This is a genomic window from Dyadobacter psychrotolerans (assembly GCF_004349265.1).
Taxonomy (GTDB): Bacteria; Bacteroidota; Bacteroidia; order Cytophagales; family Spirosomataceae; genus Dyadobacter; species Dyadobacter psychrotolerans.
Genome location: NZ_SMFL01000008.1, coordinates 248,589 through 273,633 on the forward strand (window position 1 = coordinate 248,589; position 25,045 = coordinate 273,633).

Below are 25,045 nucleotides of genomic sequence, written 5' to 3' on the forward strand. Positions count from 1 at the left end.
AATCTTCTTTTGGTATTTTTTTAATAGAATTGAGAAATAGGTCGTATATTTTAGAAAAATACCAGATAAATTTGCGGAAATTGTGCCTTTAAGGTTAAAATGAACTGTTAAGAGATCGAATAGAAGTAACCCCAGAAATAAATGAAGAGAATTGGAGTTTTTACCTCAGGAGGAGATGCACCCGGCATGAACGCGTGTATCAGAGCCGTTGTCAGAGGGGCTGTTTATCATGGAATCGAAGTATACGGAATTAGAAGAGGATATAACGGAATGATTGCCGGTGACGTCTACAAAATGGAGTCGCATTCGGTAAGTAATATTGTTCAAAGAGGAGGTACTATTTTAAAATCTGCACGGAGTAAAGAGTTTATGACTCCCGAGGGAAGGAAAAAAGCGTACGAAAATCTGACGGAACTGGGCATTGAGGGATTGGTTGCGATTGGCGGAAACGGAACCTTCACCGGCGCCATGATTTTTGGAAATGAATATGGCATTCCAACCGTTGGAGCACCCGGAACGATTGACAATGATTTGTACGGTACCGACTATACCATTGGTTTTGATACGGCCGTAAATACTGCTTTGGATGCAATCGACCGGATTCGGGATACGGCGAGTTCACACGACAGGATCTTTTTTATCGAAGTAATGGGGCGTGACTCAGGTTACATTGCTGTGCAATCCGGAATCGCCGGTGGTGCAGAACTTGTGATGGTGCCGGAAGTTCTCACGCCAATTTCTGAGGTTGTTGAAACGTTGAAACAGGGATGGAGCCGTTCAAAATCTTCATCTATCATTATCGTTGCCGAAGGTGATGAAGAAGGAAGTGCAGCCGAAGTTGCTGAGAAAATTAAACGCCAGGTGAGTGAAGATGCGGATATCCGGGTAACCACACTGGGGCATACACAACGCGGAGGACCACCGTCAGCCTATGATCGTATACTGGCAAGCCGTTTGGGACTTGGCGCATTGGAAGGCTTAATGGCCGGACAGAAAAATGTGATGGCAGGGATCATCAATAATGATCTTGTTTACACCCCGTTTGAAGACACGATCCGTCTGCCAAAACCTATTAATGAAGACTTGCTGAGAATGGTTAAAATTCTGAGCGTTTAATGTTTATACAGGATTTCATTCATTTCTGATCGGAAATGAATTTATAAAATAGTCAGGGATAGTCATTGAAAATGGTACTCCATGATCAGGTGATTATATCCTATGACTATTTGTCAACAATAGCCCATCAGTTTGTATATCAGGTACCCAATCCATTCGTGCCACAACAGATCAAAATTGGCCAGTGCATCGGGTTTTGGAACAATGAGGTTATCAAAATTTAGTATCCTTCCCCCTCCGTAAAAGTCTGCCGGGAACGGCTCTGCTTTTATACCAGCTTTGGCAAAACATGCAATTGCCCTTTTCATGTGGAATGAGGAAGTAATTAACAGACAACGGCTTGAAGGCAATTTCGATTGCAGAATTCGGGAAGTATAAATCGCATTTTCACGTGTATTTTTTGCTTTTGTTTCCAAAATAATATCTTCCGGTTTTACTCCCCACTTTATCAGCAGATTCGCAGCCTGACCGATTTCTCCTTTATTATGAACGGTCAGAAATTCAGGACTAAAACCTGATAGAAGGATTTTTTTAATTTTTCCGGCTTTGTAAAGCAGGTAAGCCTGAACGAACCGGTCGCTGTGGGAGCCGATGGAAGGATGATCTGAGGTCAACGGGCTAACACCTATCAATCCGCCTGAAAGAACAATTCCGATGTCATATTCTTTTTCCACATTATCAATATTAACGTATTCGAATTCCCACCAGTTGAACATCTTATTCACCAGATAACTGTTGGAAGTCAGAACCAAGCAGCAAAACGAAATAGTCAATAAAACTTTCCTTCGCCTGCTGTTGTTTGAAAGCAGTCCCCAAGCGCATAGAATAAAGAAAATGCTAAACGGCATTACCAGAAAATCAAGCGCTTTGGACAGAAAATAAAACATTTGGATAAGAACCTGACAGAAGTTGTCGTTTTGAAGTTAATTTTGTCTGAAAGATAAAGGTTGAAATAATTAATTAACAGTCACAAGCAAACAGGATTTTTTCTGATGAAATATTTTATCCGGTTATCAGTTTTATCACTATTCACGGCATTCACATTTATTACAACAGGGCTTGGCCAGGGCTACCAGATCGAAGCGCATATAAAAGGGATCAGAGACTCCTCACTTATTCTGGGGCATTATAGCCGCAGCAACACGCAATTTGTTCCCAAGGACACAGCAAAGGCTGATGCAGATGGTAATCTGGTATTTAAAGGGACGACGAACCTTCCGGGTGGCTTGTATGTCATCCTTTTTCCTGGCAACCGGAGTTGGGTAGAACTGGTTTATTCCGGCAAGGAAAATAACTTCTCATTCACTACGGATACTCTGGATGTGATAGGCCATATGAAGGTGAAAAACTCAAAAGAGAACGAGCTTTTTTATACTTATCAGAATGAGTTAAATAGTAAAGCTAAACACATTGAAGTACTGAGAAAGCAAAATGGTCCGGATTTTCAGAAACAATTGATAGCTTCTCAGGAAGAATTTAAAGCATTTCGTCAAAAATTTCTGACTGACAACACAGAAACATTTACAGTAAAACTGCTGAAAATGTCTTCTGATCCTGAAATTCCTGCTGCGCCGAAACTTGCTAACGGTAAATCGGATTCTATTTGGGTTTTTAATTATTATAAGTCACATTATTGGGATGACTACGATTTCTCTGACATCAGGATCATGAACACACCTTTCCTGGAACCAAGGCTTGACAGGTATTTTAAAAATCTGGTCGTTCAGGTTCCGGATTCAATCATTAAAGATGCAAATAAAGTGGTGGCAAAAGCTTCTGCAAACAAGGACATCAAGTCGTTTGTCGTTTATTACATTACCAACCAATACGAAAATCCTAAAACTGTTGGAACTGAGGCCGTGTGGGTACATATGGCGCAGAAGTATTACCTGACTGGTGAAATGGGTGTTGCCGATGACATTAAAAAACGTATAGCCGAGAAGGTGGATACGATGAAAGATCTGCTGGTAAATAAAACATTTCCTGCCCTGACTTTAACCGATCCGGAAGGAAAAAAAGTCAGTCCGCAGGCTTTAGCTGCCAATTACACGGTGCTGTTTTTTTATGCGCCTACCTGTGGTCACTGTAAAGAAGCATCGCCCAAGCTGAAAGCTTTTTATGATAAAAACAAAGCGAACGGAATTAAGGTGATGGCTATCTCAACAGAACACGACATGAAAGAGTGGAAGTCGTTTATTACCACCTATCATCTTGAAGAACTGGTGAATGGCTTCGATGCGCTCAAACAAATCGATTTTAACAGAAAGTTTGATGTCGTTACGACGCCAACTATTTATATCCTTGATAAAAATAAAAAAATAATCGCCAGGAAAATGCCTGTTGAGCAGCTTGAAGATTTTCTTAATTACTATCAGAATAAGATGGCTAAGAAGATTTAGTTTTTATTTCAAAGTTAACAAGACTCAAAAACCTCCGCTTGAAACAATTTAAGCCGGAGGTTTTTGTTTATAAAAAAGTTACGCAAATCGGCGCCTTTACGGAGATGCTTTCCTGTTTAAAAGTCAGTTTGCCGGTTTGCGGGTCGACCGTGTAAACCACCAGATTATTGGCATCCTGGTTGGCCACGATCATATACTTCCCGGTTGGATCGATGTTGAAATCCCGGGGAACGACAATGGATTTTGTGATTTCATCTACTTTTTCCAATGTACCGTTTGGGTTAATTTTAAATGCACTTACTGAGTTATGGCCGCGATTGGAAACGTAAACAAACTTTCCGTTTGGGTGAAGACGAATGGCAGCGCTGGTGTTGTTGCCGGTAAAATCTGCCGGCAGGGTAGGATAGGTTGCGATGGTTGTAATCACTCCTTTTTTATCTATTGAACAGGCTGTCAGCGTAGATTCCAGTTCATTCAGTAAAAACAGATTTTTGCCGGAGGGATGAATGACCAGATGCCTTGGGCCGGAACCTGGTTTGGCGGTATAAAAAGGCTGGGCAGGATTAGCTGTTAGTTTTCCGGATTTCAGGTCTACAGTATAATTCATTACCCTGTCACTTCCTAAATCCACCGAATAAACATTTTTGCCATCCGGACTTGCCGTTGAAAAATGGGCGTGCGCTTTTTCCTGCCGTTTTGTATTGGGCCCCGTTCCGCTGTATTGTTCGGTATAGGTCGCCGGGTTCACTTCTCCGTTTGCGTTCAAAGTATATGCAGAAAAACTTCCGCCGGTGTAATTAGCAATAAAAGCCATTTTACCGGAAGGATGTACGGATACATGACAGGGATTTTGCCCCTCAGAGGATTGACTATTCAGGTAAGTGAGTTTGTTGTCACTGCCAATAGAAAAAGCGCTGATTTTGTTATCCCCGGATGCTGCATAAAGATTTTTTTTGTTAGGAGAAATACTCATATATCCCGGCCCTTTGCAATTATTAAAGGTATCAATCAGCGTTATTTTTCCGGTTGAAAGATCAAGCTCACAAAGTGATATGGATGAATTTTCGCCTTTGTCTCCGGTTCCGATGTAAAATGGAATTGATTTCTTTTGAAATGAAAGAATAGAGAAACAGGCCAGGATGATTATTAAGAAGCTTAGCTTTTTCATTTGTGCAGATTAACTTTCGGGATTATTATCTAAGGTTAAAGTAAGACCTTTGCCATTTATAACGTAAAAATCTGTTTTTTGCCAATTCAATATTAATTACCAAACTTTATGAATACCATCACCTGGCAGGATTTTGAAAATGTGGACCTGCGCGCCGGAACAATCATTCGTGTCGAAGATTTTCCAAAAGCCAGAAAACCAGCCTACAAACTTTGGATTGATCTGGGAACTGAAATTGGGATTAAACAAAGTTCGGCTCAAATCACTGCACGATACAGCAAAGAGGATCTGATCAACAAACAGATACTTTGCGTGGCTAATTTTCCAGTCAAACAAATCGCTGACTTTCAATCTGAGGTGCTCACCACAGGTTATGTGCTTCCTGACGGAGAAGTGATTCTTTCATCTCCCGACTTTCCCGTAGAAAATGGAACCAGGCTGGCATAAATGCTAATCTTGTAAGGTCGGGACATAATTCTGTAACAGTTATATCTGGTTAGGTAGGTACTTTTGTATCAAATACATAAGTTATGGAAACGACAGCAGATATTAAAAAAGCAATACTCCCGGTAACAGGCATGTCTTGTGCCGCCTGTGCGGTAAGTGTGGAGTCGATGCTGAAACATACTGCAGGTGTTGCAGATGCTGGTGTGAATTATGCCAATCAGTCGGTATGGATTGATTATAATCCCAAAGCAACCTCCTTACCAGATCTTGATAAAGTGCTTCAGGGCATCGGTTACGGCCTGATTATCGAAGATGACGAAGAAGATGCGATCGCCGAACAGGAAAAAATCCAGCGTGACCATTACGAAAAGATAAAAAGAAGTACCATTGCTTCTGGTTTGCTTTCCCTGCCGGTTGTAATCATCGGCATGTTCTTCATGGATAAATTTAAAGCGGGCAACTACATCATGATGTCGTTTACTTTGCCTGTTTTAGTCATTTTTGGTAAAGAATTTTTTATCAATGCCTGGAAACAGGCGCGGCACGGAAAGGCGAATATGGATACGCTCGTTGCCCTCAGCACCGGAATTGCCTTTTTATTCAGCGTTTTTAATACATTCTTTCCGCAGTTCTGGCATGCACGAGGCCTTCATCCGCATGTCTACTTCGAGGCGTCAGCCGTAATTATTTTCTTTATTTTACTGGGTAAATTATTAGAAGAACGCGCTAAAACGAATACTTCTGATGCACTCAAAAAACTGATTGGTTTACAGCCCAAAACCGTTCGTATTATCGTAAACGGAACGGAGACCGAAATAACCGTAAGGGAGGTTCATATCGGTGACGAAATAATCATTCGTTCGGGAGAGAAAATTCCTGTTGATGGAAAAGTGGTAAGCGGGCAATCATATGTGGATGAGAGTTTAATGACAGGCGAACCCGTCCCTGCTGAGAAGACGGCCGGAACGCAGGTTTTTGCAGGAACCATAAATCAAAACGGCAGTTTTAATTTCGTAGCAGAAAAAGTTGGAAGAAACACTGTTTTGGCTCAAATCATCAAAACGGTTCAGCAGGCACAGGGAAGTAAAGCACCGGTTCAACGCCTGGTCGATAAAATCGCCGGCATTTTTGTTCCGGTTGTAATCGGGATTGCGGTTTTGACATTTTGTGCCTGGATATTTTTCGGAGGAGAAAACTCCCTGACACATGCTTTGCTGGCTGCCGTCTCGGTTTTGGTAATTGCCTGTCCCTGTGCGCTCGGACTGGCCACACCAACGGCCATCATGGTTGGTGTTGGAAAAGGAGCACAGAACAATATTTTAATCAGGGATGCTGAAAGTCTGGAAAAAGCACATGCGGTGAACGCCGTAATTTTGGACAAAACGGGAACACTTACGGAAGGACATCCTGAGGTTACGGAATGGAAATGGAGTGATTTGGTAGAAAACCAAGACCAGCATTTGTCTGCTATCCGTGCACTGGAAAGCCGGTCGGAACACCCTCTGGCACAGGCGGTGGTAAAATATTTACGGGAAAGCGAGTCTGTAAAAATGATAGATTTCCAGTCGGTAACAGGTAGCGGCGTGAAAGGAGTGGTCGATGGCGAAACGTACTTGATCGGAACACTTACATTTTTGGAAAAGGAGGGTGTTTTATTAGATCAGGATTTAACACAACAGGCTGTTTTACTTCGTGAAAAAGCGCAAACAGTGATTGGCGTGTCCTGCGGTAACAAACATATCGCCCTTATTGCCATTGCTGACAAATTAAAACCGACATCTGCACAGGCTGTCGCCGCATTGCAGAAACAGGGTATCACGGTGTATATGCTAACCGGCGACAATGCGCAGACTGCCGCAGCCGTTGCCCGGGAAGTTGGTATTACTGAATTTGAGGCCGAGGTAAAGCCCGATGATAAAATGTGGTTTGTAAAAAAATTACAGGCAGAGGGAAAAGTAGTGGCGATGGTTGGTGATGGAATTAACGATTCACAGGCGCTGGTGCAGGCGGATGTAAGCGTAGCAATGGGAAAAGGCTCAGACATTGCGATGGATGTTGCCAAGATGACGCTGATGACCTCCGATTTGATGGTTTTGCCCAAAGCACTAAAACTTTCGGGACAAACAGTTGCCACAATAAAGCAAAACTTATTCTGGGCATTTATTTATAACCTGATCGGTATTCCGCTGGCAGCCGGTGTGCTTTATCCCATCAACGGGTTTTTACTTGATCCGATGATTGCCGGTGCCGCCATGGCGCTAAGTTCGGTATCGGTTGTTACCAACAGTCTGCGGCTGCGCAGTGCGAGGTTATAAATTAAAAACATTAAGGGGCGAGGTTGTGATTTGAAGTCATGAAGGTAACAGCTGTGATACGAGCAGCCGCTCAACTAAACTTTGCTCTTATGAAATCCGTGGTAACCATTTTTGTTTTTCTTTTAATAAGCGTTTCTGCTTTTTCCCAAACCAATCCGTTGGTAAAAGAAATCCGCCAGACGCTGAAAGGCAAAATCATGGACGATGCCAGCTGGGCCATGCAGCAAAAACCGATTACCGTTACCGCCGAAAGCTGCCCAAGAAGCGCAGGCACCAAACATGATTTTTATTCCGAAGGAGATTACTGGTGGCCTGATTCGTTCAATCCGAATGGCTCGTACATCCAGCGGGACGGGCTGACCAACCCTGAAAATTTTGTGGCACATCGATTGTCAATGATTCGTTTTAGCCGGATCGTGGGTGCTTTGGCATCTGCTTATAAAATTACGGGAGATAAAAAGTATGTTAAAAAGGCTTTCGAGCACATCGATGCCTGGTTTGTAAATCCTGAAACCCGGATGAACCCGTCGCTGCTTTATGCACAGGCAATTAAGGGAAAAGTGACTGGCCGGGGTATTGGTATTATTGATACGGTTCATTTGATGGAAGTTGCCCAGGCGATTCGGGTTATGCAAAACGATCCTTCGGTGAATAAACAGCAGCTAACGGCTTCCAAAAGCTGGTTTGATGAATACATTTCCTGGCTGACAACCCATTCCTACGGCAAGGATGAGATGGAGGCAAAGAACAATCACGGAACCTGCTGGACGATGCAGGTGGCTTCGTTTGCCGTTTTGACGGGCAATCAGAAGATGATTGATTTTTGTAAGGAAAGATATAAAACGGTGTTGCTGCCAAATCAAATGGCGGCAAATGGCAGCTTTCCGCTGGAATTAAAACGCACCAAACCTTATGGTTACTCGCTTTTCAACCTGGATGCGATGGTAATGATTTGCCAGATTCTATCGGATAAAAATGATAACTTATGGAATTTTCAGACCACCGATGGAAGAGGAATTCGTAAAGGAATTGAATATCTGTATCCCTATGTAGCAGACAAAAGTAAGTGGCCGTTAAAGCCGGATGTGATGTACTGGGAAAACTGGCCTGTTGCGCAGCCCTTCCTTGTTTTTGGTGCCGCTGAATTTGGAAATAAAATCTGGCTCGCGACCTGGAAAAAGCTGGATCATTCGCCAAAAGTGGAAGAGGTGATCAGGAATTTGCCGGTAAGAAATCCGGTTATTTGGCTGGATTGAGGATGTTTTGTAGTTGTGTTCTAAAAGATCTTTAACCGGAATCCGGCTATCTGTCAATTCTCAGTTGGCAGAAAAACTGAAAAAGGTTAAATTTGATTTAACACACTACATCAATAACACTTATGCAAACAACAACACTTGTGACGCACGAAGAATATTTTCAGCTGCTGGCCAAATCGGATGTGAAACTGGAATATAATTCCGGGGAGATCGTTGCAATGGCTGGCGCACAACCAGTTCACAACGCGGTTACAGCAAATCTAATCGCTGAATTTATTTACTGTCTCAAACTAAAAAACTGTGTTGTTTTAACGGGAGATCAACTTATTAAAGTTGAGTCATGTGATCGATATTCGTTTCCGGATTTGGTCATTGTTTGTGGAAAACCAAATTTCGAAAAATCGACACAAGGAATTGATGCATTGCTGAATCCTGAAATTGTAATTGAGGTATTGTCAGATTCCACCGAAAAGTACGATAGACTTGAAAAATTTGATTGTTATAAAACGATTCCTTCTTTTCGCGAATATGTGCTGGTTTCTTCAAAAATGAAAAAAGTGGAAGTAATCAAAAAGCTGAATGAAGCCGAATGGCTGAGCCATACTTACACTGAAAAAGACGAGTTTGTCCTGATTGGTGAGTGCACTGTTTTAATGGCGGATATTTACAACAAAGTTGATCTTTTGTAGACCATACCAAAAACTCTGTAAGTCATTTCCTGAATTGTGTAATACTTTTGAACGTCCGATAACCGACATTTGTAAAGATTAATGGAAACGATTAAGTCAAAACCCCAATGGAAACCTTAAAATTTAAGACAAATATAAAATGCGGTGGATGTATTGCCACAGTTACGCCGTTTTTGAATTCGGATGAAAATATAGAAAAATGGCAGGTTGATCTTGAAAATCCGGACAGAATTTTAACAGTTGAAACGGATCATTCAGCTAGCGAAATAAGTGAACTGGTGAAAAAAGCAGGTTATAATGCACAGGAAATTAATGGATAATCGTATTTTTGTGATCAAGGTTTTAAGCTGAAAATCAGCGAAGTAAAAATGAAAAACAAACTCCATCAAACACTCACCATTTTTATGGCCATGCTTGTGCTGCTGAGCAGTACCGGTTTTGGCTTCATAGAACATGAGTGTATGATGCGTGGCACATCAATGCAGTTTGTTAGCGAAAAGAAATCTGATCTTAAGAAAACGGTGTCGTCGTGCTGTGCAAAAAGCAAAGCGCAACATGAAGCCGGTAAAAGTTTCTTTAAAAAAACCGATTGCTGCAAGGAAAGTGCAAAGTTTGAAAAGGTAGATGTTGTTTCAGCTTATTCGCATATTCTTGCAAATTTTCTTAAAATAATAGCTGGCGGCGTTCTTTGGTTGGTTAAATCTTTTGTTTTTATTATTTCAGAATGGACACTTCCTTCGTCCGCTCTTTCATCCGATAGTATCTCGTTCTCCTCTCTGTTTTACGGGAGAAGTATGCTTTCTTTTGTACAGTCATTTTTAATATAAGTCTCTGATTATTAATTTTTTATTCCGAATTGAATCTGTCGGAATCTAGTCGAATTAATATTCATCGATTTTTATGTAAAGATGACAAAGTACCTCACAGGAGGATTTTTCTTCCTGATTTCCCTATCACTTTCAGCACAGCGAATTACCGGTTCGGTCAATGAACAGGCTGCCGGCGCGGCACTGAAACCCATAACCGGAGCCAACGTCTATTGGTCGGGAACAAGCCATGCAACGGCTACAGACACTGCGGGCAGATTTTCTATTCCCAGAGTTACACAGACAAACCTCTTAATTGTCAGTTTTGTAGGTTTTCAAAATGACACAATTAAAATAGGTCAGGAAAGTGACCTGCAAATTGTGCTGCGCGCCGACCAGGCTTTGAAAGAAGTGGTGGTTCGCGGTAATGCGAATGCAATTGACCGGCTTTCTCCGCATCAAACCGAAATCATTACCACCAGGGCTCTGGCGAAAGCGGCCTGTTGTAATTTGTCAGAAAGTTTCGAGACCAACGCTTCGGTTTCCGTTTCTTACAGTGATGCGGTAACCGGTTCAAAGCAAATCCAGATGCTTGGTTTAAGCGGAACATACATCCAGACAAACGTTGAGAACATTCCAGGGCTACGCGGGCTGGCATCTACTTTTGGACTTAATTTTATTCCCGGAACCTGGATCCAGTCGATCGATGTAGGGAAAGGTGCAGGGTCGGTTGTCAATGGCTATGAGTCAATGACCGGGCAGATTAACATAGAGCTGCAAAAACCGGATACGCATGATAAACTTTATCTGAACACGTATGTCAACAGTTTTGGCAGGGGAGAAGTAAACCTTAATCTGGCTCATCAGCTTAGTGAAAAGTGGAGTACCGGGCTTTTGACACACGCCAGTACCCTGCAAAACCGAATTGATAAAAATAAGGATGGCTTTCTGGATCTGCCTTTGTATACCCAGTTTAACGGTATCAACCGATGGAAATACCAAAGCCAGAAAATGATGGCGCAATTTGGTGTGAAAGCCCTTTACGAGGACAGACTCGGCGGACAAAAAGATTTTCGCCCGGAAATGAAAGGGACTTTGCAATCCTACGGATTTGGTTCGAGAGTGAACCGATATGAATTCTTTTCCAAAATTGCCAGGTTGTTTCCTGATAAACCATACAAAGGCCTGGGTTTTATCATGAACGCTTCTTTGCATGATTCCAAATCCTATTTTGGCATAAATAATTACAATGGTCGCCAGGAAACTTTGTACGGAAACCTGATCTATCAATCGATTATAGGAAGTACTAATCACTCCTATAAAGCGGGCATCAGTTATTTGTACGATCATTATGACGAGTTATACAGACACTTTTCTTTGAAACGAAAAGAGTCTGTTCCCGGTGCTTTTTTTGAATATACATTTAATCACCTCGATAAATTTGTTGCCGTCGCAGGTGGCCGTGTTGATTTTCATAATTTGTACGGAACACAGTGGACACCAAGGCTGCATTTGAAATACAGCCTTACGGATCAAACCACGCTTAGAGCATCTGCCGGCAAAGGATTTCGTGTCGCCAATCCGCTTGCCGAATATTACGGAAACCTGGTGAGTTCAAGATTGGTCGTTTTTACAGAAGCAATTCGTCCCGAAATTTCCTGGAATTATGGCGCTAGTCTTACGCAGGAGTACAAACTGGGCGAAATGAACGGAACACTGGTTGTAGATTATTACCGTACCAATTTTGAAAATCAGCTGGTAGCCGATCTGGAAGATCCCCGTTACATTTATTTCTATAATCTGAATGGCAAAGCTTTCGCCAACAGTTTTCAGGCAGAGGTAAACTTAACTCCAATAAAGCGTTTCGATTTGAAACTGGCTTACCGACTTTTTGACGTAAAACAAACATTAAATGGTGCCAATGACCGGAATATATTGGAACAGAAAATGATGGTAAGCCGCGACAGGGTTTTATTCAACGCCGGTTATGCGCTGCCGTATGACAAATGGAAGTTTGACGGAACACTGCAATGGAATGGTAAAAAACGATTGCCATACATGGGACCGGTAGATGAGCATATGGACCACGGTCTAACGATGGAAATGCCTTCCACCATGGCGCCTTCATTTTTCAATCTGAATGCACAAATTACACGTACTTTTCCTAAATGGGATATTTATTTGGGAGGAGAAAATCTTGCAAACTTCCGCCAGAAAAATCCGATTATGAATGCGGAAAATCCTTTTCAGCAGGGTTTTGATGCAGGAATGGCCTGGGGACCGGTTACCGGAAGAATGATTTATGCAGGGATGCGTTATAAGATAGTCAGGTAGGTGCACATGGGGTGTGGGTTTTTGGGCAGGGGGTAACTTAATATCAAATTGAGATGAAATTACATATTAAAAATATGGTTTGTGACCGTTGCAAACGGGTGGTTCGGGAAGAAATGGAAAAGTTGGGTTTTGGTTTAAGTCATGTTGAGTTGGGAGAGATAGAAACTGTGAAAGAGCCGGATCCTTCTGAGTTAAAAGACATTAAACTCATGCTCGAACATAACGGGTTTGCGTTGCTGGATGATAAAAAAGAAGCGTTGGTGGAACATATCAGAACGCTCATCATTGAAGAGGTGCAATATCTGAAAGGGAATAAGCCGGCACAAATGAACTTTTCTGACTATTTATCACAAAAAACCGGTTATGATTATTCCTACATCAGTAACCTGTTTTCCACCGAGACCGGCCAACCGATCGAACAATATATCATTGCCCAGAAAGTTGAGAAAATAAAAGAGTGGCTGTCTTACAACGAGTTGTCGTTAGGCGAAATGGCCTGGCGGTTGTCGTATAGCAGTGCGGCGCATTTGAGCAATCAGTTTAAAAAAGTAACCGGAATCACTCCCGGCGAATTTAAGAAAAGTAATACTTTACAGCGGAAGACATTGGATAAAGTAGGAGAATAATAAAACAAGAAATCAATCATTTTAAAACCTTCAATACGATGAAAAAAATAGTTTATGCATCAATGATCCTGTTTTGCACGGCCTGTGGTGGTAACAGCGAAAAATCGGAAAAACAGGAAACACCAGCGGCGACAGAAACCGTAGCGGCCAAAAAATTTGCCTGTCCTATGCAGTGTGAAGGAGAGAAAACTTATCCGCAGGCTGGCAAATGCCCTGTTTGTAAAATGGATTTGCAGGAAGTTGCCATGGCCGAAACAGACTCAACAGGTCATTTACATTAATAAATCAACACTAAAACAAACATAATATGAAAAAGAAACTGTTTTTCCTGATAGCCGCCATGATCGTAACGTTCAGCGTTGCCATAGCCGACGGAGATAAAGTAGTTAAAATAAAAACAACTGCGGTTTGTGAAATGTGCAAGGCGCGTATTGAACGTACGCTTGGACTTTCAAAAGGTGTGAAAGAATCAAATCTGGATTTGAAGGATAAGGTCGTGACGGTTAAGTACAATCCGGGTAAAACAACCGAAGAAGCAATCCGCGCTACGATCATCAACACCGGTTACGATGCCGACGGACAGCTCGCCAACCAAAAAGCACACGATAAATTACCGAGTTGCTGCAAAAAAACCGTAGCGCCTCATTGATTAAATAAAACCGGTTCATCATGAAAAACTTAAAACATGTACTGGCATTTGCCGGTATACTAGCTACCGCTTTGCCTTCTTTTGCCCAGCACGAACATCATACTGCGCCTGCAAAAGATACAACCAGTCATGAAAAACACGATATGTCCGGTCATGAGATGAAAGGGCATGATATGAAAAACATGGATAAATCCAATGACATGCAACACAGTATGACGCATAATTTTTCACTTAGCCTGCCTATGAACAGAAATGGCTCAGGTACGGGCTGGCAGCCGGATGCCACGCCCATGTATGCGTACATGAAACACAGTGATAAGTGGAATTACATGCTTCATGGAAGTCTATTTCTAAGATATACAGGACAAAATATTAATAATGATGGCAAAAAAGGGTCGGATTCAAAACTCAGTTTTCCTAACTGGGTCATGGGTATGGCGCAGCGGCAGGTCGGCAAAAACGGACTTTTGTCTTTCCGGGCCATGGTGTCTCTCGACAGACTTACAGACGGTGGCGCCGGATACCCGCTTCTTTTGCAATCCGGTGAAAGCTGGAAGGGGCAGTCGCTGATCGACCGCCAGCATCCGCATGATCTGATTTCGGAATTGTCTTTTGGTTATACACAGCGTGTCAGCGAGAAAGTTGATCTTACTGTTTACGCTGGTTATCCCGGTGAGCCTGCGCTGGGTCCGACTGCTTTTATGCACAGGATGTCCGCTTTCAATAACCCTGATGCCGTGCTGGGACATCACTGGCAGGATGCAACACACATTACCTTTGGTGTGGTGACGGCAGGTGTGCGTTATGGCAAATTTAAGCTGGAAGGATCTTCCTTTACTGGCCGGGAACCGGATGAAAACCGATTTAATTTTGACAAACCTCGTTTTGATTCATATAGTTACAGGTTGCTTTTTAATCCTTCAAAAAATTGGGCTTTACAGGCTTCAAGAGGTTTTATAAAAAGTCCGGAAGTTTCCGATGCAGACAAAAACATAGACAGGACTACTGCTTCCGTGCAGCATTCTGCAAATCTGAACGGCGAAAACCGATGGATTTCTTCATCGCTGGTTTGGGGACTGAATAAAGCCGGCGGGCATCACAAAGAACACTCGCTGCTGCTGGAAAGTAATTTGCAGTTGAATCGCTGGGCTGTATATGGCCGGTATGAATGGATGCAGAAAAGTTCGCATGAGGTATTCGCAAGCAGACCTGGCGGAATTTCGGAAAATGAAATATTTCCAATCTCAGCTTTCACCCTCGGTTTAAACCGGCAAATTGTATCGTTTTCAAATACATTGCTGCAGGCGGGTGTTCAGGCAAGTTTATACGGAATCGACCAAACGCTAAAACCATTTTATGGAAACAGTCCGCTGTCGGGGCAGGTTTATCTGAGACTGACTCCGGGACGGATGCGGATGTAGGCATCGCGCGCTGCTAAATACTACTTTGTTTCAATCACATTGATGGCTTTGTTTAGCAGCGTATCTTTTCCATTTAGAATATCGTTCGCTTCCGGATGGATGATAAGATCAATTTTGACACCTTCACGCTGCGCTTCCTTTCCATTCGGATAAAAAATGGCATTTCCTGTAAATGGGAAATTGTAACCGCCGGGCAGCATCAGGTTTTTATAATCTCCGTCGGCACCGGCGGATGGTTCTCCAATGGTGATACTTTCCGGAAATATCTGTTGCAGATTCATCGTCTGGAATTCACTTAAACTCAGCGTTGCTCCGTTTACAATGATGACGACCTTGCCTGGGTAATTAAATCTTTCCGGTTTTAACACGGCACTGCGATACACTTCGGGATGGGAAAGTAATTTAAAACTGCCGACATTTTCTTTGTTTACAGCATAGTAGTTGGCATGTGATGTGTCTAAAAAACGGTTGAACTTTTGATTGACATAGGTGTAGATAAAAGCCGGCCAATAGGGATAATCACGCATGTCAAATATCAACCCTTTTGATCGGGCGGTTAAAGTGAGCAGTGAATCCATCGTTTTTCCGAACTTTTCATCAGGAATTGTATTTGGGAAACGGGCGAGCTGCCCGATTTTGAAACGAACAATCTCAGGCGTAACATAATCAAGCTCTGAACCGGTAAGTTCAGTACTAAGCTTGTTGTTCAGATAAACGTTCAGCCTTGTAAGTAAGTCCTTTTTTTGGCTACCGACCAGTTGAATTTTCGTTGTTTTAGGAAGGTCATTGCGAAGGTAAGTGAGTGTACAAAACAAGCTGTCTGAGTAAAAAAGGAGATTATTTTCAAACTTTCCCAGCCGGTGCAAGAGCGCGTTTCTGTTAGAAGCAGAAAGCAGCAGGTTCAATTCCTCAATTCTGTCCGATACCGCCTGTCCGTTTATGGCTGTGATAACATCGCCTGGTTTGATATCCGCTTCGGTACAAAATTCGTCGATAATACTCTTTGTAACCAGAATCTGATTGCCTTGGATGATGGTAAAATCAAATGGCTGATAGTACCGGTTATGCAGTATTTTTCTTCCATATTTCAGCGACTTGTAAAAGCTGAAAGCATGTGTATCGTTCAGTTTGGCGGACAAAAGAAGTAACGATTTTTCATATTCCTGCCGACTCGCCGATGCCGCAAACACAGGAATCGCCTCTTTGACTGTGGAATCCCAGGGCTTGTCCATCAAATATTTATGCGGGAATAAATAATCAACCGCAGCCTGAATTTTGGCCAGTGACAACATTCGGTAAGCATAAGGAATTCGAGTGCTGTCGGCGAAAGCATAACCTTTTTCATGAGGAATACCGGTGTCATAGTTCCTCGCTGGAATATAATAATGCAGACTGTCGGTAAAACGATTTTGATAGATAAATTCAAGCCGTTTTTTAATTTTACCTGAAAGGAATTTATCCTTTTGCCGCCATTTCCAATCTATATTTTTTGTTAAAAGAGGCCCTGCCTTGGCCGTTTTGATACCAACCGGAGTGGTAACAGAATTTAGCTGATTCAATAAATCGTTTAATACCTTATCGAATTCTGCCTGGTTTCCGGCTTTGTCCACAGCAGGTAGTACAGATAAAAACACACTGTCAGCGTCCGCTTTCCCGGAAGCGATAGCCGGATGATCATACTTCAAGAAGCCCCAGACTTTGGAATAATAAAATTGCTTTTCAATAGTAAAATCTTTCCCTGCTGCCGAAAATCCATTTTTTGTAAAAAGAAAAAACAGGATCGAAAGGGTAAAACTTAATTTGATTTTCATGAATCTGATAAGAAAAAAGAAAATAAAATACGTCCCTTATGTTTCTTAAAACGATATTCACTCTCAATTAATGGTTGAAAATAAAGACATATTTTGAATTTTGACAGATAAAATTGGTTCGGTATACTTTCCTAATTCTGCCTACCTTTATGTTTCATCAAAACAAAAAATAGCCTTGGCCTGGTATCATACTTATTTTAACGGACTTCCCCAACGTGCCTGGAAATTGCATCAGGACGAAGAATATACTGAATACGAGGTGGATTTTCTTCGTGATGTTCTTGAAATTCAGCAGGATAATAAAGTATTGGATTTGCTTTCCGGTTACGGCCGTCATGCGATTCCATTGGCTGAGGAAGGTGTGGACATGACCTGCATCGATATATCCGAAGAATACTGTGATGAACTCCAGTCGATTGTAAACAAAGAAAAGTTGCCGATCGATGTGATTTGTGAAGATGTCTTACATTTTGATTTTGGCGGACAGCAGTTCAATGCTGCCTATTGTTTTGGAAACAGTTTCAGCTTTTTTCCACGGACCGATATGCAGCGGCTTATACAGAATGTTGCGGATGTATTGTTACCCGGAGGTTATTTTGCCATTCATACCGAAAACCTGGCAGAAAGCGTATTTCCCAATTTTCAGACAAGAAACTGGATGCCAGTAAGAGATGATATCGTTTATCTTGCTGAAAATGAATACAACGCCGAAGGTGGTTATATTGAATCCGAACAAACTTTTATTTCCGGTTCAGAGCGGGTTACCTATTCAGTAAGGCAGCATATTTACACCCTTGCCGAATTGAGTACCATGTTTGCCCGGGCAGGTTTTGAGGTTACGGCAACTTTTGCCAATCTGGAAGCAGATCCGTTTCAGCTGGGAGATGATAATTTATACCTGATCGCAAAGAAAATCTGATCAGTGGGGGAGCCTTGGACGCAGTAAACCGTACGTCCAGGTTCCTGCAATTGCACTGAGTAAAGTAACAACAATTGCCAGATACCCGCTGCCGATCTGTGCAAATAACGGTCCTGGACAAGCGCCCGTAATGGCCCAGCCTACACCAAAAAGCAGTCCGCCGTAAATTTGTCCTTTGTTAAAAGTTTTGTCAGGGATCGAAACCTGTTCATTATCCAGGGTTTTTAGTCTAAAACGTTTGATAATCTGTACAGAGATCAACCCCACAGTAACAGCAGATCCGATTACGCCATACATGTGAAAGGAGTCCAGCCGGAACATTTCCTGTATCCGAAACCAGGATACGATTTCAGCTTTTACAAATACGATCCCGAAAAGTACACCGACGATCAGGTATTTGATATTCGCTGTAAAACCTTCGGGGTTTTTCTGTTGGTTGATGCCGTCGAAACCATCTTCCTTATCAACGACTAAATCTGTATCCTGATTGATGTTACTCATGGTCGGTTATTTTACCAGTTGAAGTAAAAATGGAAGCAGCAAATGTGTACAGGCAAAACCGCCAGCCATAAAACTGATCGTCGCGACCAGCGACGGCCATTGCAAATTTGAAAGACCCATAATCGCATGGCCGGATGTGCAGCCGCCGGCATAACGTGTTCCAAAGCCGACAAGAAATCCGCCAAGAACAAAAAAGATCAATCCTTTCAGCGTAAAAATATTTGAAACAGAAAAAATATCCGTTGGCATCAAACCTCCGAAGTCAGTTATTCCTAAACCGGCAAGCGTGGTTTGTGTGGCTTGTGAAATGACAATCGTATCCGGATTAGCCAGCCAGTAAGTGGCTGCAAATCCACCAATCGTAATTCCCGCTACGAAGAATAAATTCCAGACTTCCTTTTTCCAGTTGTATCTAAAAAAAGAAATGTTGGCCGGTATCACCGCCGCGCACATGTGCCGCAGTGAGGAAGAAATACCAAATGATTTATTACCTAAAAGCAATAAAACCGGTACCGTCAGGCCGATCAGCGGACCGGCTACATACCAGGGCCAGGGTTTTCGGATGATTTCAATAATTTCCATGTGTCTTTCCTGATGTATGACGGATATTATTTGTGATTTGATTTTCTGTTATTCCGGTGCGCTTAATCAGGATCAGAACTATAATATTACATCCTGCTTTTATATTTCCTGCAAATATTTCGGTACCATACAACCAAAAACCTATTCAACCGGAACACCTGTTTTCGCAACGGAAGCATATCCGCCTTCAATATTTACGACATCTTCAAACCCTCTCGACTTTAAAATCGAAGACGCGATCATTGACCGGTATCCGCCTGCGCAGTGAATATAAAGCATTTCATGTTTTGGAAATTCTTCCATCAGGTCATTGATGTAGTCCAGCGGTAAATTTTCCGCACCGGTTATATGTCCCGAAGCAAATTCATCCGGTTTTCTGACATCGATTATATTGATGTTTCCGCCTTTGTAGTGATCGGCAAATTCTTCGGGTGAAATTGAAATAACCGAATCTGTTTCCTTTCCTGCTTTTTCCCAGGCTTCAAATCCGCCGTTGAGATAGCCGATCGTAAAATCGTAACCAACCCTCGCCAGTCGGGTAACCACTTCCTCTTCACGGCCGGGTTCTGTAACAATTAATAAAAGCTGTTTCAGATCAGGAATGAGTGCCCCTGCCCAGGGAGCAAAACCACCGTCGATACCGATGTTTATTGAATTTGGTATAAAACCTTTTGCAAAATCTTCCGCCTTTCTGGTATCAAGAATCAATGCTCCGGTGTTATTTGCCTTTGCTTCAAATGCCTCTGGTGAAAGTGCCTGATCGCCCCTTTCGAGCACATCATCTATGCTCTCGTAGCCATCCTGGTTCATTTTTACATTTTTTGGAAAATACTGCGGAGGTTCAGCAAGTCCGGCTGTAACTTCTTTTATAAATTCCTCCTTCGTCATATCTTCACGCAGGGCATAATTAAACAGTTTCTGGTTTCCCAGCGTATCGGAAGTTTCTTTGCTCATGTGTTTTCCACAGGCAGAACCGGCGCCGTGTGCAGGATAAACGATCACATCATCAGGCAGAGTCATGATTTTCGAACGCAGGCTATCAAACAAAATCCCCGCCAGATCGTCCATCGTCAGTTCACCTTTCTGAGCCAGATCCGGACGGCCAACGTCACCAATAAAAAGGGTGTCACCGCTAAAAAGTGCAGTTGGTTTTCCGTATTTATCTAAAAGTAAATAACTGGTCGATTCCAGCGTATGTCCGGGCGTGTGCAAAGCTTTGATGGTAATTTCTCCTACCTGAAAAACTTCGCCGTCCTGCGCGATATGTGCTTTAAAGCCGGTTTTGGCACCCGGTCCGTAAACAATTGTTGAGTCCGTCTTTTCAGCAAGATCAATATGTCCGGATACAAAATCGGCATGAAAGTGGGTTTCAAAAACATATTTGATTTTAGCACCTACCTTTTCTGCCTTTTGGATATAAGGCTCTACTTCACGAAGCGGATCAATTACCGCAGCCTCGCCATTGGAAAAAATGAAGTAGGCTCCCTGGGCCAGACAGCCCGTATATATTTGTTCGATTTTCATGCGATGAATAATTAGTTAGACAGGAATAACATCCGTTCTGCTGTTATTAACCAAGCAAAGTGCGGTTTTAGTTTCTTGGGTCAATACGGTGGGCAACGGATTTGTGATGCAGACGTGTTGTTAATATGGGTCACGAGGCGTTTCATCGGAACGCCTCGTGACAATTGTAATATGCCTTTAAACAAAACCTAAACCTTCACCAGCTTCCAATTCCCTAACTTAAACGGCCATATTCCCAGCACGGCCAGAATTGCCTCTGCTCCGGGGACGGAAATAAATACGCCCAATGGCCCCAGCTGAAATGTAAAAGCCAGTAAATATGCCATCGGAATTTGTATCATCCAGAAACAAATGATGTTCAAAACCGTCGGTGTTTTGGTGTCTCCCGCTCCGTTCAGCGACTGGATCACGACCATGCTGTAGGCATAAAATCCGAAACCCAGACAGATTACACGCAGCGCCATTTTTCCGGTTTCTATTGCCAGCGCATCCGTAGTAAACCAGCCAATAATTGTTTCCGCCCAGATAAACATAAAGAGTGATAACCCAACGAGGAAAATCAGGTTAAAAAGTGCGCAGCGCCAGACGGATGTTTCGGCACGTTCGGGTTTTTGTGCGCCCAGGTTTTGTCCTACCAAAGTTGCCGCCGCATTGGCAAGTCCCCAAGCCGGCAACAGCGTAAACATAATAACCCGGATGGCAATCGTGTATCCTGCCACCACGTCGCTTCCAAACTCCGCCAGAATTCTGGTCAGGAAAATCCAGCTTGCGGAAGAAATCAGGAATTGTCCCGTTCCGCCGGCTGCGACTTTGATCATCGTTACAATCGTTTCCCGGTGCGGACGCAAATCTTCCCAAACCAGCGCCAGCGTTTTGTTGACTTTCACCAGAGAATAAAGCTGGTAACCCACACCAACCGTGCGTCCCAAAGCCGTAGCAAGTGCCGCTCCGGTTACGCCTAGTTCCGGGAAAGGACCTACGCCAAAAATCAGGATTGGTCCCAGGATCATGTTGATACAATTGGCAATAATGAGGGAGCGCATAGCAGTAGCCGCAGATCCTGCACCGCGTAATGCCCCGCTAAGGGAATAAAGCAGCATCACAACCGGACTGCTCAAAAACTGTATCCTCGCAAAGTTGGTCCCTGTTTCGATCACTTTCGGATCTGCGCCCATCAATCTCAAAATATCTCCGGCGAAGAATGTCCCCACCATGGCAATGACGGCAGATACAGTCAGCGAAATTAAAATCACCTGTCCGATAGCGCGTTTCGCCTGCGCCATGTTGCCTTCACCTACCCGCCGGGCGATGGTTGCGGTTGCGGCAGTACTCAGCCCGATGGCAACGGAATAAACCAGAGTGATAACGGATTCCGTAAGCCCGACTGTCGCAACGGCTTCGATGCTTACCTTGGAAACGAAAAATATATCGACAACGGCAAAAAGCGACTCCATGACCATTTCCAGGATCATGGGGACGGACAATAAAAATATAGCACGGTTAATGCTTCCTTCTGTAAAACTTTCTTCGGAGCCGCCAATGGCCTGTCGAAGCAGTTGAAACCACTTTTTCATGGTTAAAAATTTGAAATGTAGAATATGAAAACAGCAGCTGTTAAAACTGCCTGAATGGATGTCCTGTTAAAAGGAAAAAAGACGGAGTGGCTGCGATCAGCCGATGGTGAGCACCAACATATTTTTAGAGAATTTTGGCAAAGGTACAAAACTGGTATTTAAATATTCAAACAAAATACTGGATTTATAAAAATGGAAAATGTACCTTCACCAGACAGGCGTATGAACTTTTGGCAGGATTAAACCGTTGCCAATCTACGCTTTGAGGTAAAAATTCGTCTCCGGATGACGGTTTTACCATCATTTGATTAATAAAAAACGAATGCATGATTGAGAAGAAAAAGTCATATTCAACCGCAGTTGAAAAAGAAACAGCAGTACTGGTAGCCGTAAGCACCCAGAAACAAACCGCTGTTAAAACACAGGAATATCTGGACGAACTTGCTTTTCTGGCAAGTACGCTGGATGTAAAAACAGTAAAAACCTTTACACAGAATTTAGAACGTGCTGATATAAAGACCTATACCGGAAAAGGAAAACTGGAAGAAATTCTGGCTTTCGTAACAGCCAACCCGGTGGACATGGTCATTTATGATGATGACCTGAGCCCTTCACAGGTACGTAACCTTGAAGTTGTTTTTAAGGATATTAAGGTGATTGACAGGAGTTTGCTCATCCTGGATATTTTCGCGATGCGTGCACAGACTGCCCAGTCGAAGTTGCAGGTGGAGCTTGCGCAGTACCAGTATATGTACCCGCGGCTTACCCGTTTATGGACCCACTTAAGCCGCCAGTCGGGTGCGGGTGTGGGGATGCGTGGTCCGGGGGAAACCGAACTTGAAACGGACAGGCGTATCATTAAGGAAAGGATTGCCTTTCTGAAAGAAAAACTTGAAAAAGTAGACCGCCAGAGCACAACGCGCCGCAAGGAACGCGACAGGCTCGTGCGTGTGGCCATTGTGGGTTATACCAACGTAGGGAAATCGACGCTGATGCGTGGGCTTTCCAAAGCGGATGTATTTGCAGAGAACAAACTTTTTGCAACCGTGGATTCTACCGTGCGAAAGGTAAACATGGAAAACATTCCTTTCCTGCTGACCGATACCGTTGGATTTATACGCAAACTGCCCACGATGCTGATCGAGTCGTTTAAATCTACGCTGGATGAGGTTCGTGAAGCGGACATTCTTTTGCACGTGGTGGATATTTCGCATCCTTCTTTTGAGGAACATCTGGACGTTGTAAACAAAACGCTGGTAGAAATCGGTGCGGCGGACAAGGATACGATTTTGGTTTTTAATAAAATCGATCTTTACAAACCGGCCTACAACGACGAAGAACTCGAAGAAGAAGAACAGCCGGTAGCGACTCCGGAAAATATCCTGGAACAGCTTAAAAACAGCTACATCGCCGATAAAGCAGATAATGTCGTGTTCATTTCGGCAGAGAAAAAAGAAAACATCGAGGAACTGCGTAATACCATTTTCAGGCTTGTAAAAGCAAAACATTTCGCGATTTATCCGAATTGGCTGGATTTGGGCTACGCCCCGGTTCAAAATGAAGAATAAGCGTTTGTAATTTAAACGCTTATTTCGCATTTTTGCACCCCGTTAAGTTACTGACTGCGTAGTTCAACGGATAGAATAGGAGTTTCCTAAACTCTAGATATGGGTTCGATTCCCGTCGCGGTCACTATTAGCCGTCTCAGTTGCTGAGGCGGCTTTTTTGTTCAATGGATAGAATAGGATTTGCTAAACTCTAGATATGGTCGGGCCGCGTTCGGCTTCGATTCCCGTCGCGGTCACGATGAGCCAGGCTTTTTCTGGCTTTTTTTGTTTTATGGTTAATTGGATGGAATAGGAGTTTGTCGAACGCGACCGGGTCGCGCAGACCCCGGCTAAACTCTAGATATGGTTGGAGTCGCATTCGACCGGGGCCGCGTTCGGCTTCGATTCCCGTCGCGGTCACAAGAAGCCGTCTCATTATTGAAGCAGATTTTGTATCATGGATAGAATTGAAGTTTGTTGAAAGTGACCGGTTAAACTTTGGAAGTATTCAATAATATCCCAGTCAACTCCTCCACCACCTTCCTATTCTCCCGCTTCATACACAAAGTCCTTGGATGTTTGGTTTGAAATGTAAGTTCCGGTAAAGAGTTGTCCGTTGTTGAAAGCTGAGTTAGAAGGCCTCCTCCAAGTATATTGTTCCATGTTGGCTGAAAAACAGATTTAATCTTATCGTCGTACTTCGTACCGGTGCAGAAGATTACAATATCCGGTTTTACAATTTCAATCTCCGCTTTTAATAGTTCGAACCCAGCGGCATTTTCCTCTTGTACATTCTTGCTAGGCGTTGTTCCATTAAAATCAAACTTTGAAATATTTGTCCAAAGGAAACCGCTGGTTTTAGGGGTCACGCTGCTATCTTCTTTATTCAGATCATAAAACAGTGTCCTGAAAAAATTCCAGAAAGGACTGTTTAGTTGTCTTGGCTTGTCACTATTTCCAAAAGTTACATTTTTGCCCAGATCAAAGTTTTTATAGCAAGTCTGTAATTCATCAACGTTGTAATGTTTGCTCATGTCACCCATCCATGTGTGCGTTTCCTGACCAACGAAAAGAATTTTTCGTTTCATGTTCAAGTAATCGTCCGGAACATTCATCAGCAACGGCGAAGAGGTCTTGGGATCCCAGGTTTTTTTGTGGGTTAAAGCCAGATAGGGTAGATAAAGGTCTTTAAGCTGTTGATTAACAGTTGCTGTGGACATGATTCTAATGGAGGAGGTTATACTGCCTGTAATTTATATAAAATACTTCATAAACCCTTTGCTAAGAACATTGCCTAAACGACAATTCAAACATCCCCTTCCCACGATTTTTTTGCATTTAACCTACAAAATTTCGTTTCC

General features: G+C 42.9%; 23 protein-coding genes and 1 tRNA gene. 16 read left to right on the plus strand and 8 right to left on the minus strand.

All coding sequences use genetic code 11. From position 1 onward, the window contains the following. Positions 1 to 141: 141 nt before the first annotated feature. On the plus strand, positions 142 to 1,116 hold the full coding sequence (gene pfkA / locus E0F88_RS21385) for a 6-phosphofructokinase (RefSeq protein WP_131960314.1): 975 nt from the start codon (positions 142 to 144) through the stop codon (positions 1,114 to 1,116). Positions 1,117 to 1,229: 113 nt separating this feature from the next. Here the strand turns inward: pfkA and E0F88_RS21390 are convergent, their stop codons facing one another. Further along, positions 1,230 to 2,003, minus strand: a complete 774-nt coding sequence (locus E0F88_RS21390) for a YdcF family protein (protein WP_131960315.1) — start codon at positions 2,001 to 2,003, stop codon at positions 1,230 to 1,232. Positions 2,004 to 2,108: 105 nt separating this feature from the next. Between E0F88_RS21390 and E0F88_RS21395 the strand changes: the two genes are divergently transcribed. Next, positions 2,109 to 3,515 (plus strand): TlpA family protein disulfide reductase, encoded by a 1,407-nt coding sequence (locus E0F88_RS21395; RefSeq protein ID WP_131960316.1) that lies wholly within the window; start codon positions 2,109 to 2,111, stop codon positions 3,513 to 3,515. Between the two features lie 67 nt (positions 3,516 to 3,582). Here the strand turns inward: E0F88_RS21395 and E0F88_RS21400 are convergent, their stop codons facing one another. Further along, on the minus strand, positions 3,583 to 4,683 hold the full coding sequence (locus tag E0F88_RS21400) for a lactonase family protein (RefSeq protein ID WP_131960317.1): 1,101 nt from the start codon (positions 4,681 to 4,683) through the stop codon (positions 3,583 to 3,585). Positions 4,684 to 4,791: 108 nt separating this feature from the next. On the opposite strand from E0F88_RS21400, the gene E0F88_RS21405 reads away from it, so the two are divergent. The 11 genes from E0F88_RS21405 to E0F88_RS21455 all read left to right on the plus strand — a co-directional run bounded on the left by E0F88_RS21405 (position 4,792) and on the right by E0F88_RS21455 (position 15,226). After that, positions 4,792 to 5,130, plus strand: coding sequence for a tRNA-binding protein (locus tag E0F88_RS21405; RefSeq protein ID WP_131960318.1), 339 nt, complete (start codon positions 4,792 to 4,794; stop codon positions 5,128 to 5,130). Positions 5,131 to 5,213: 83 nt separating this feature from the next. Continuing rightward, on the plus strand, positions 5,214 to 7,445 hold the full coding sequence (locus tag E0F88_RS21410; protein WP_131960319.1) for a heavy metal translocating P-type ATPase: 2,232 nt from the start codon (positions 5,214 to 5,216) through the stop codon (positions 7,443 to 7,445). A gap of 89 nt (positions 7,446 to 7,534) precedes the next feature. Then, positions 7,535 to 8,701: an alginate lyase family protein gene (locus E0F88_RS21415; protein WP_131960320.1), complete on the plus strand. Its 1,167-nt coding sequence runs from the start codon at positions 7,535 to 7,537 to the stop codon at positions 8,699 to 8,701. Positions 8,702 to 8,823: 122 nt separating this feature from the next. Then, positions 8,824 to 9,390, plus strand: a complete 567-nt coding sequence (locus E0F88_RS21420) for a Uma2 family endonuclease (RefSeq protein WP_131960321.1) — start codon at positions 8,824 to 8,826, stop codon at positions 9,388 to 9,390. Positions 9,391 to 9,497: 107 nt separating this feature from the next. Beyond that, positions 9,498 to 9,710: a heavy-metal-associated domain-containing protein gene (locus E0F88_RS21425; RefSeq protein ID WP_131960322.1), complete on the plus strand. Its 213-nt coding sequence runs from the start codon at positions 9,498 to 9,500 to the stop codon at positions 9,708 to 9,710. Between the two features lie 48 nt (positions 9,711 to 9,758). Further along, positions 9,759 to 10,217 (plus strand): HYC_CC_PP family protein, encoded by a 459-nt coding sequence (locus E0F88_RS21430; protein ID WP_131960323.1) that lies wholly within the window; start codon positions 9,759 to 9,761, stop codon positions 10,215 to 10,217. 81 nt (positions 10,218 to 10,298) lie between these two features. Then, complete coding sequence (locus tag E0F88_RS21435; RefSeq protein WP_131960324.1) at positions 10,299 to 12,530, plus strand: TonB-dependent receptor; 2,232 nt, start codon at positions 10,299 to 10,301, stop codon at positions 12,528 to 12,530. Positions 12,531 to 12,583: 53 nt separating this feature from the next. Beyond that, positions 12,584 to 13,156 (plus strand): helix-turn-helix domain-containing protein, encoded by a 573-nt coding sequence (locus E0F88_RS21440; RefSeq protein ID WP_131960325.1) that lies wholly within the window; start codon positions 12,584 to 12,586, stop codon positions 13,154 to 13,156. Between the two features lie 38 nt (positions 13,157 to 13,194). After that, positions 13,195 to 13,437 (plus strand): heavy metal-binding domain-containing protein, encoded by a 243-nt coding sequence (locus tag E0F88_RS21445; RefSeq protein WP_131960326.1) that lies wholly within the window; start codon positions 13,195 to 13,197, stop codon positions 13,435 to 13,437. A gap of 26 nt (positions 13,438 to 13,463) precedes the next feature. Next, complete coding sequence (locus E0F88_RS21450; RefSeq protein ID WP_131960327.1) at positions 13,464 to 13,805, plus strand: heavy-metal-associated domain-containing protein; 342 nt, start codon at positions 13,464 to 13,466, stop codon at positions 13,803 to 13,805. A gap of 20 nt (positions 13,806 to 13,825) precedes the next feature. Beyond that, positions 13,826 to 15,226, plus strand: coding sequence for a hypothetical protein (locus tag E0F88_RS21455; protein WP_131960328.1), 1,401 nt, complete (start codon positions 13,826 to 13,828; stop codon positions 15,224 to 15,226). Positions 15,227 to 15,246: 20 nt separating this feature from the next. Here E0F88_RS21455 and E0F88_RS21460 read toward each other — a convergent pair whose 3' ends face one another. Then, on the minus strand, positions 15,247 to 17,037 hold the full coding sequence (locus tag E0F88_RS21460; protein ID WP_131960329.1) for a S41 family peptidase: 1,791 nt from the start codon (positions 17,035 to 17,037) through the stop codon (positions 15,247 to 15,249). Positions 17,038 to 17,137: 100 nt separating this feature from the next. On the opposite strand from E0F88_RS21460, the gene E0F88_RS21465 reads away from it, so the two are divergent. Continuing rightward, on the plus strand, positions 17,138 to 17,956 hold the full coding sequence (locus E0F88_RS21465; protein ID WP_229213861.1) for a class I SAM-dependent methyltransferase: 819 nt from the start codon (positions 17,138 to 17,140) through the stop codon (positions 17,954 to 17,956). On the opposite strand, the gene E0F88_RS21470 is transcribed toward E0F88_RS21465, so the two are convergent. The 4 genes from E0F88_RS21470 to E0F88_RS21485 form a co-directional block, all read right to left on the minus strand. After that, on the minus strand, positions 17,957 to 18,457 hold the full coding sequence (locus tag E0F88_RS21470) for a DUF6691 family protein (RefSeq protein ID WP_131960330.1): 501 nt from the start codon (positions 18,455 to 18,457) through the stop codon (positions 17,957 to 17,959). 6 nt (positions 18,458 to 18,463) lie between these two features. Beyond that, positions 18,464 to 19,039 carry a YeeE/YedE family protein gene (locus tag E0F88_RS21475; RefSeq protein WP_131960331.1) on the minus strand — a complete coding sequence of 192 codons (576 nt, stop codon included), beginning with the start codon at positions 19,037 to 19,039 and terminating at the stop codon, positions 18,464 to 18,466. Positions 19,040 to 19,180: 141 nt separating this feature from the next. Continuing rightward, positions 19,181 to 20,563: an MBL fold metallo-hydrolase gene (locus tag E0F88_RS21480; RefSeq protein WP_131960332.1), complete on the minus strand. Its 1,383-nt coding sequence runs from the start codon at positions 20,561 to 20,563 to the stop codon at positions 19,181 to 19,183. A 188-nt stretch (positions 20,564 to 20,751) separates the two neighbouring features. Further along, complete coding sequence (locus E0F88_RS21485; RefSeq protein ID WP_131960333.1) at positions 20,752 to 22,137, minus strand: MATE family efflux transporter; 1,386 nt, start codon at positions 22,135 to 22,137, stop codon at positions 20,752 to 20,754. A 326-nt stretch (positions 22,138 to 22,463) separates the two neighbouring features. Here E0F88_RS21485 and hflX point away from each other — a divergent pair, with 326 nt between their 5' ends. Then, positions 22,464 to 23,705, plus strand: a complete 1,242-nt coding sequence (hflX, locus tag E0F88_RS21490) for a GTPase HflX (protein ID WP_131960334.1) — start codon at positions 22,464 to 22,466, stop codon at positions 23,703 to 23,705. Between the two features lie 52 nt (positions 23,706 to 23,757). After that, positions 23,758 to 23,829: transfer RNA gene (locus E0F88_RS21495), tRNA-Arg, on the plus strand. 346 nt (positions 23,830 to 24,175) lie between these two features. Here E0F88_RS21495 and E0F88_RS21500 read toward each other — a convergent pair. After that, positions 24,176 to 24,904: a uracil-DNA glycosylase family protein gene (locus E0F88_RS21500; protein ID WP_131960335.1), complete on the minus strand. Its 729-nt coding sequence runs from the start codon at positions 24,902 to 24,904 to the stop codon at positions 24,176 to 24,178. Positions 24,905 to 25,045: the final 141 nt, after the last annotated feature.

Coding starts and splice junctions, on each gene's coding strand:
- pfkA (WP_131960314.1), top strand. CDS start 142: ATGAAGAGAATTGGAGTTTTTACCTCAGGAGGAGATGCACCCGGCATG.
- E0F88_RS21390 (WP_131960315.1), bottom strand. CDS start 2,003: ATGTTTTATTTTCTGTCCAAAGCGCTTGATTTTCTGGTAATGCCGTTT.
- E0F88_RS21395 (WP_131960316.1), top strand. CDS start 2,109: ATGAAATATTTTATCCGGTTATCAGTTTTATCACTATTCACGGCATTC.
- E0F88_RS21400 (WP_131960317.1), bottom strand. CDS start 4,683: ATGAAAAAGCTAAGCTTCTTAATAATCATCCTGGCCTGTTTCTCTATT.
- E0F88_RS21405 (WP_131960318.1), top strand. CDS start 4,792: ATGAATACCATCACCTGGCAGGATTTTGAAAATGTGGACCTGCGCGCC.
- E0F88_RS21410 (WP_131960319.1), top strand. CDS start 5,214: ATGGAAACGACAGCAGATATTAAAAAAGCAATACTCCCGGTAACAGGC.
- E0F88_RS21415 (WP_131960320.1), top strand. CDS start 7,535: ATGAAATCCGTGGTAACCATTTTTGTTTTTCTTTTAATAAGCGTTTCT.
- E0F88_RS21420 (WP_131960321.1), top strand. CDS start 8,824: ATGCAAACAACAACACTTGTGACGCACGAAGAATATTTTCAGCTGCTG.
- E0F88_RS21425 (WP_131960322.1), top strand. CDS start 9,498: ATGGAAACCTTAAAATTTAAGACAAATATAAAATGCGGTGGATGTATT.
- E0F88_RS21430 (WP_131960323.1), top strand. CDS start 9,759: ATGAAAAACAAACTCCATCAAACACTCACCATTTTTATGGCCATGCTT.
- E0F88_RS21435 (WP_131960324.1), top strand. CDS start 10,299: ATGACAAAGTACCTCACAGGAGGATTTTTCTTCCTGATTTCCCTATCA.
- E0F88_RS21440 (WP_131960325.1), top strand. CDS start 12,584: ATGAAATTACATATTAAAAATATGGTTTGTGACCGTTGCAAACGGGTG.
- E0F88_RS21445 (WP_131960326.1), top strand. CDS start 13,195: ATGAAAAAAATAGTTTATGCATCAATGATCCTGTTTTGCACGGCCTGT.
- E0F88_RS21450 (WP_131960327.1), top strand. CDS start 13,464: ATGAAAAAGAAACTGTTTTTCCTGATAGCCGCCATGATCGTAACGTTC.
- E0F88_RS21455 (WP_131960328.1), top strand. CDS start 13,826: ATGAAAAACTTAAAACATGTACTGGCATTTGCCGGTATACTAGCTACC.
- E0F88_RS21460 (WP_131960329.1), bottom strand. CDS start 17,037: ATGAAAATCAAATTAAGTTTTACCCTTTCGATCCTGTTTTTTCTTTTT.
- E0F88_RS21470 (WP_131960330.1), bottom strand. CDS start 18,457: ATGAGTAACATCAATCAGGATACAGATTTAGTCGTTGATAAGGAAGAT.
- E0F88_RS21475 (WP_131960331.1), bottom strand. CDS start 19,039: ATGGAAATTATTGAAATCATCCGAAAACCCTGGCCCTGGTATGTAGCC.
- E0F88_RS21480 (WP_131960332.1), bottom strand. CDS start 20,563: ATGAAAATCGAACAAATATATACGGGCTGTCTGGCCCAGGGAGCCTAC.
- E0F88_RS21485 (WP_131960333.1), bottom strand. CDS start 22,137: ATGAAAAAGTGGTTTCAACTGCTTCGACAGGCCATTGGCGGCTCCGAA.
- hflX (WP_131960334.1), top strand. CDS start 22,464: ATGATTGAGAAGAAAAAGTCATATTCAACCGCAGTTGAAAAAGAAACA.
- E0F88_RS21500 (WP_131960335.1), bottom strand. CDS start 24,904: ATGTCCACAGCAACTGTTAATCAACAGCTTAAAGACCTTTATCTACCC.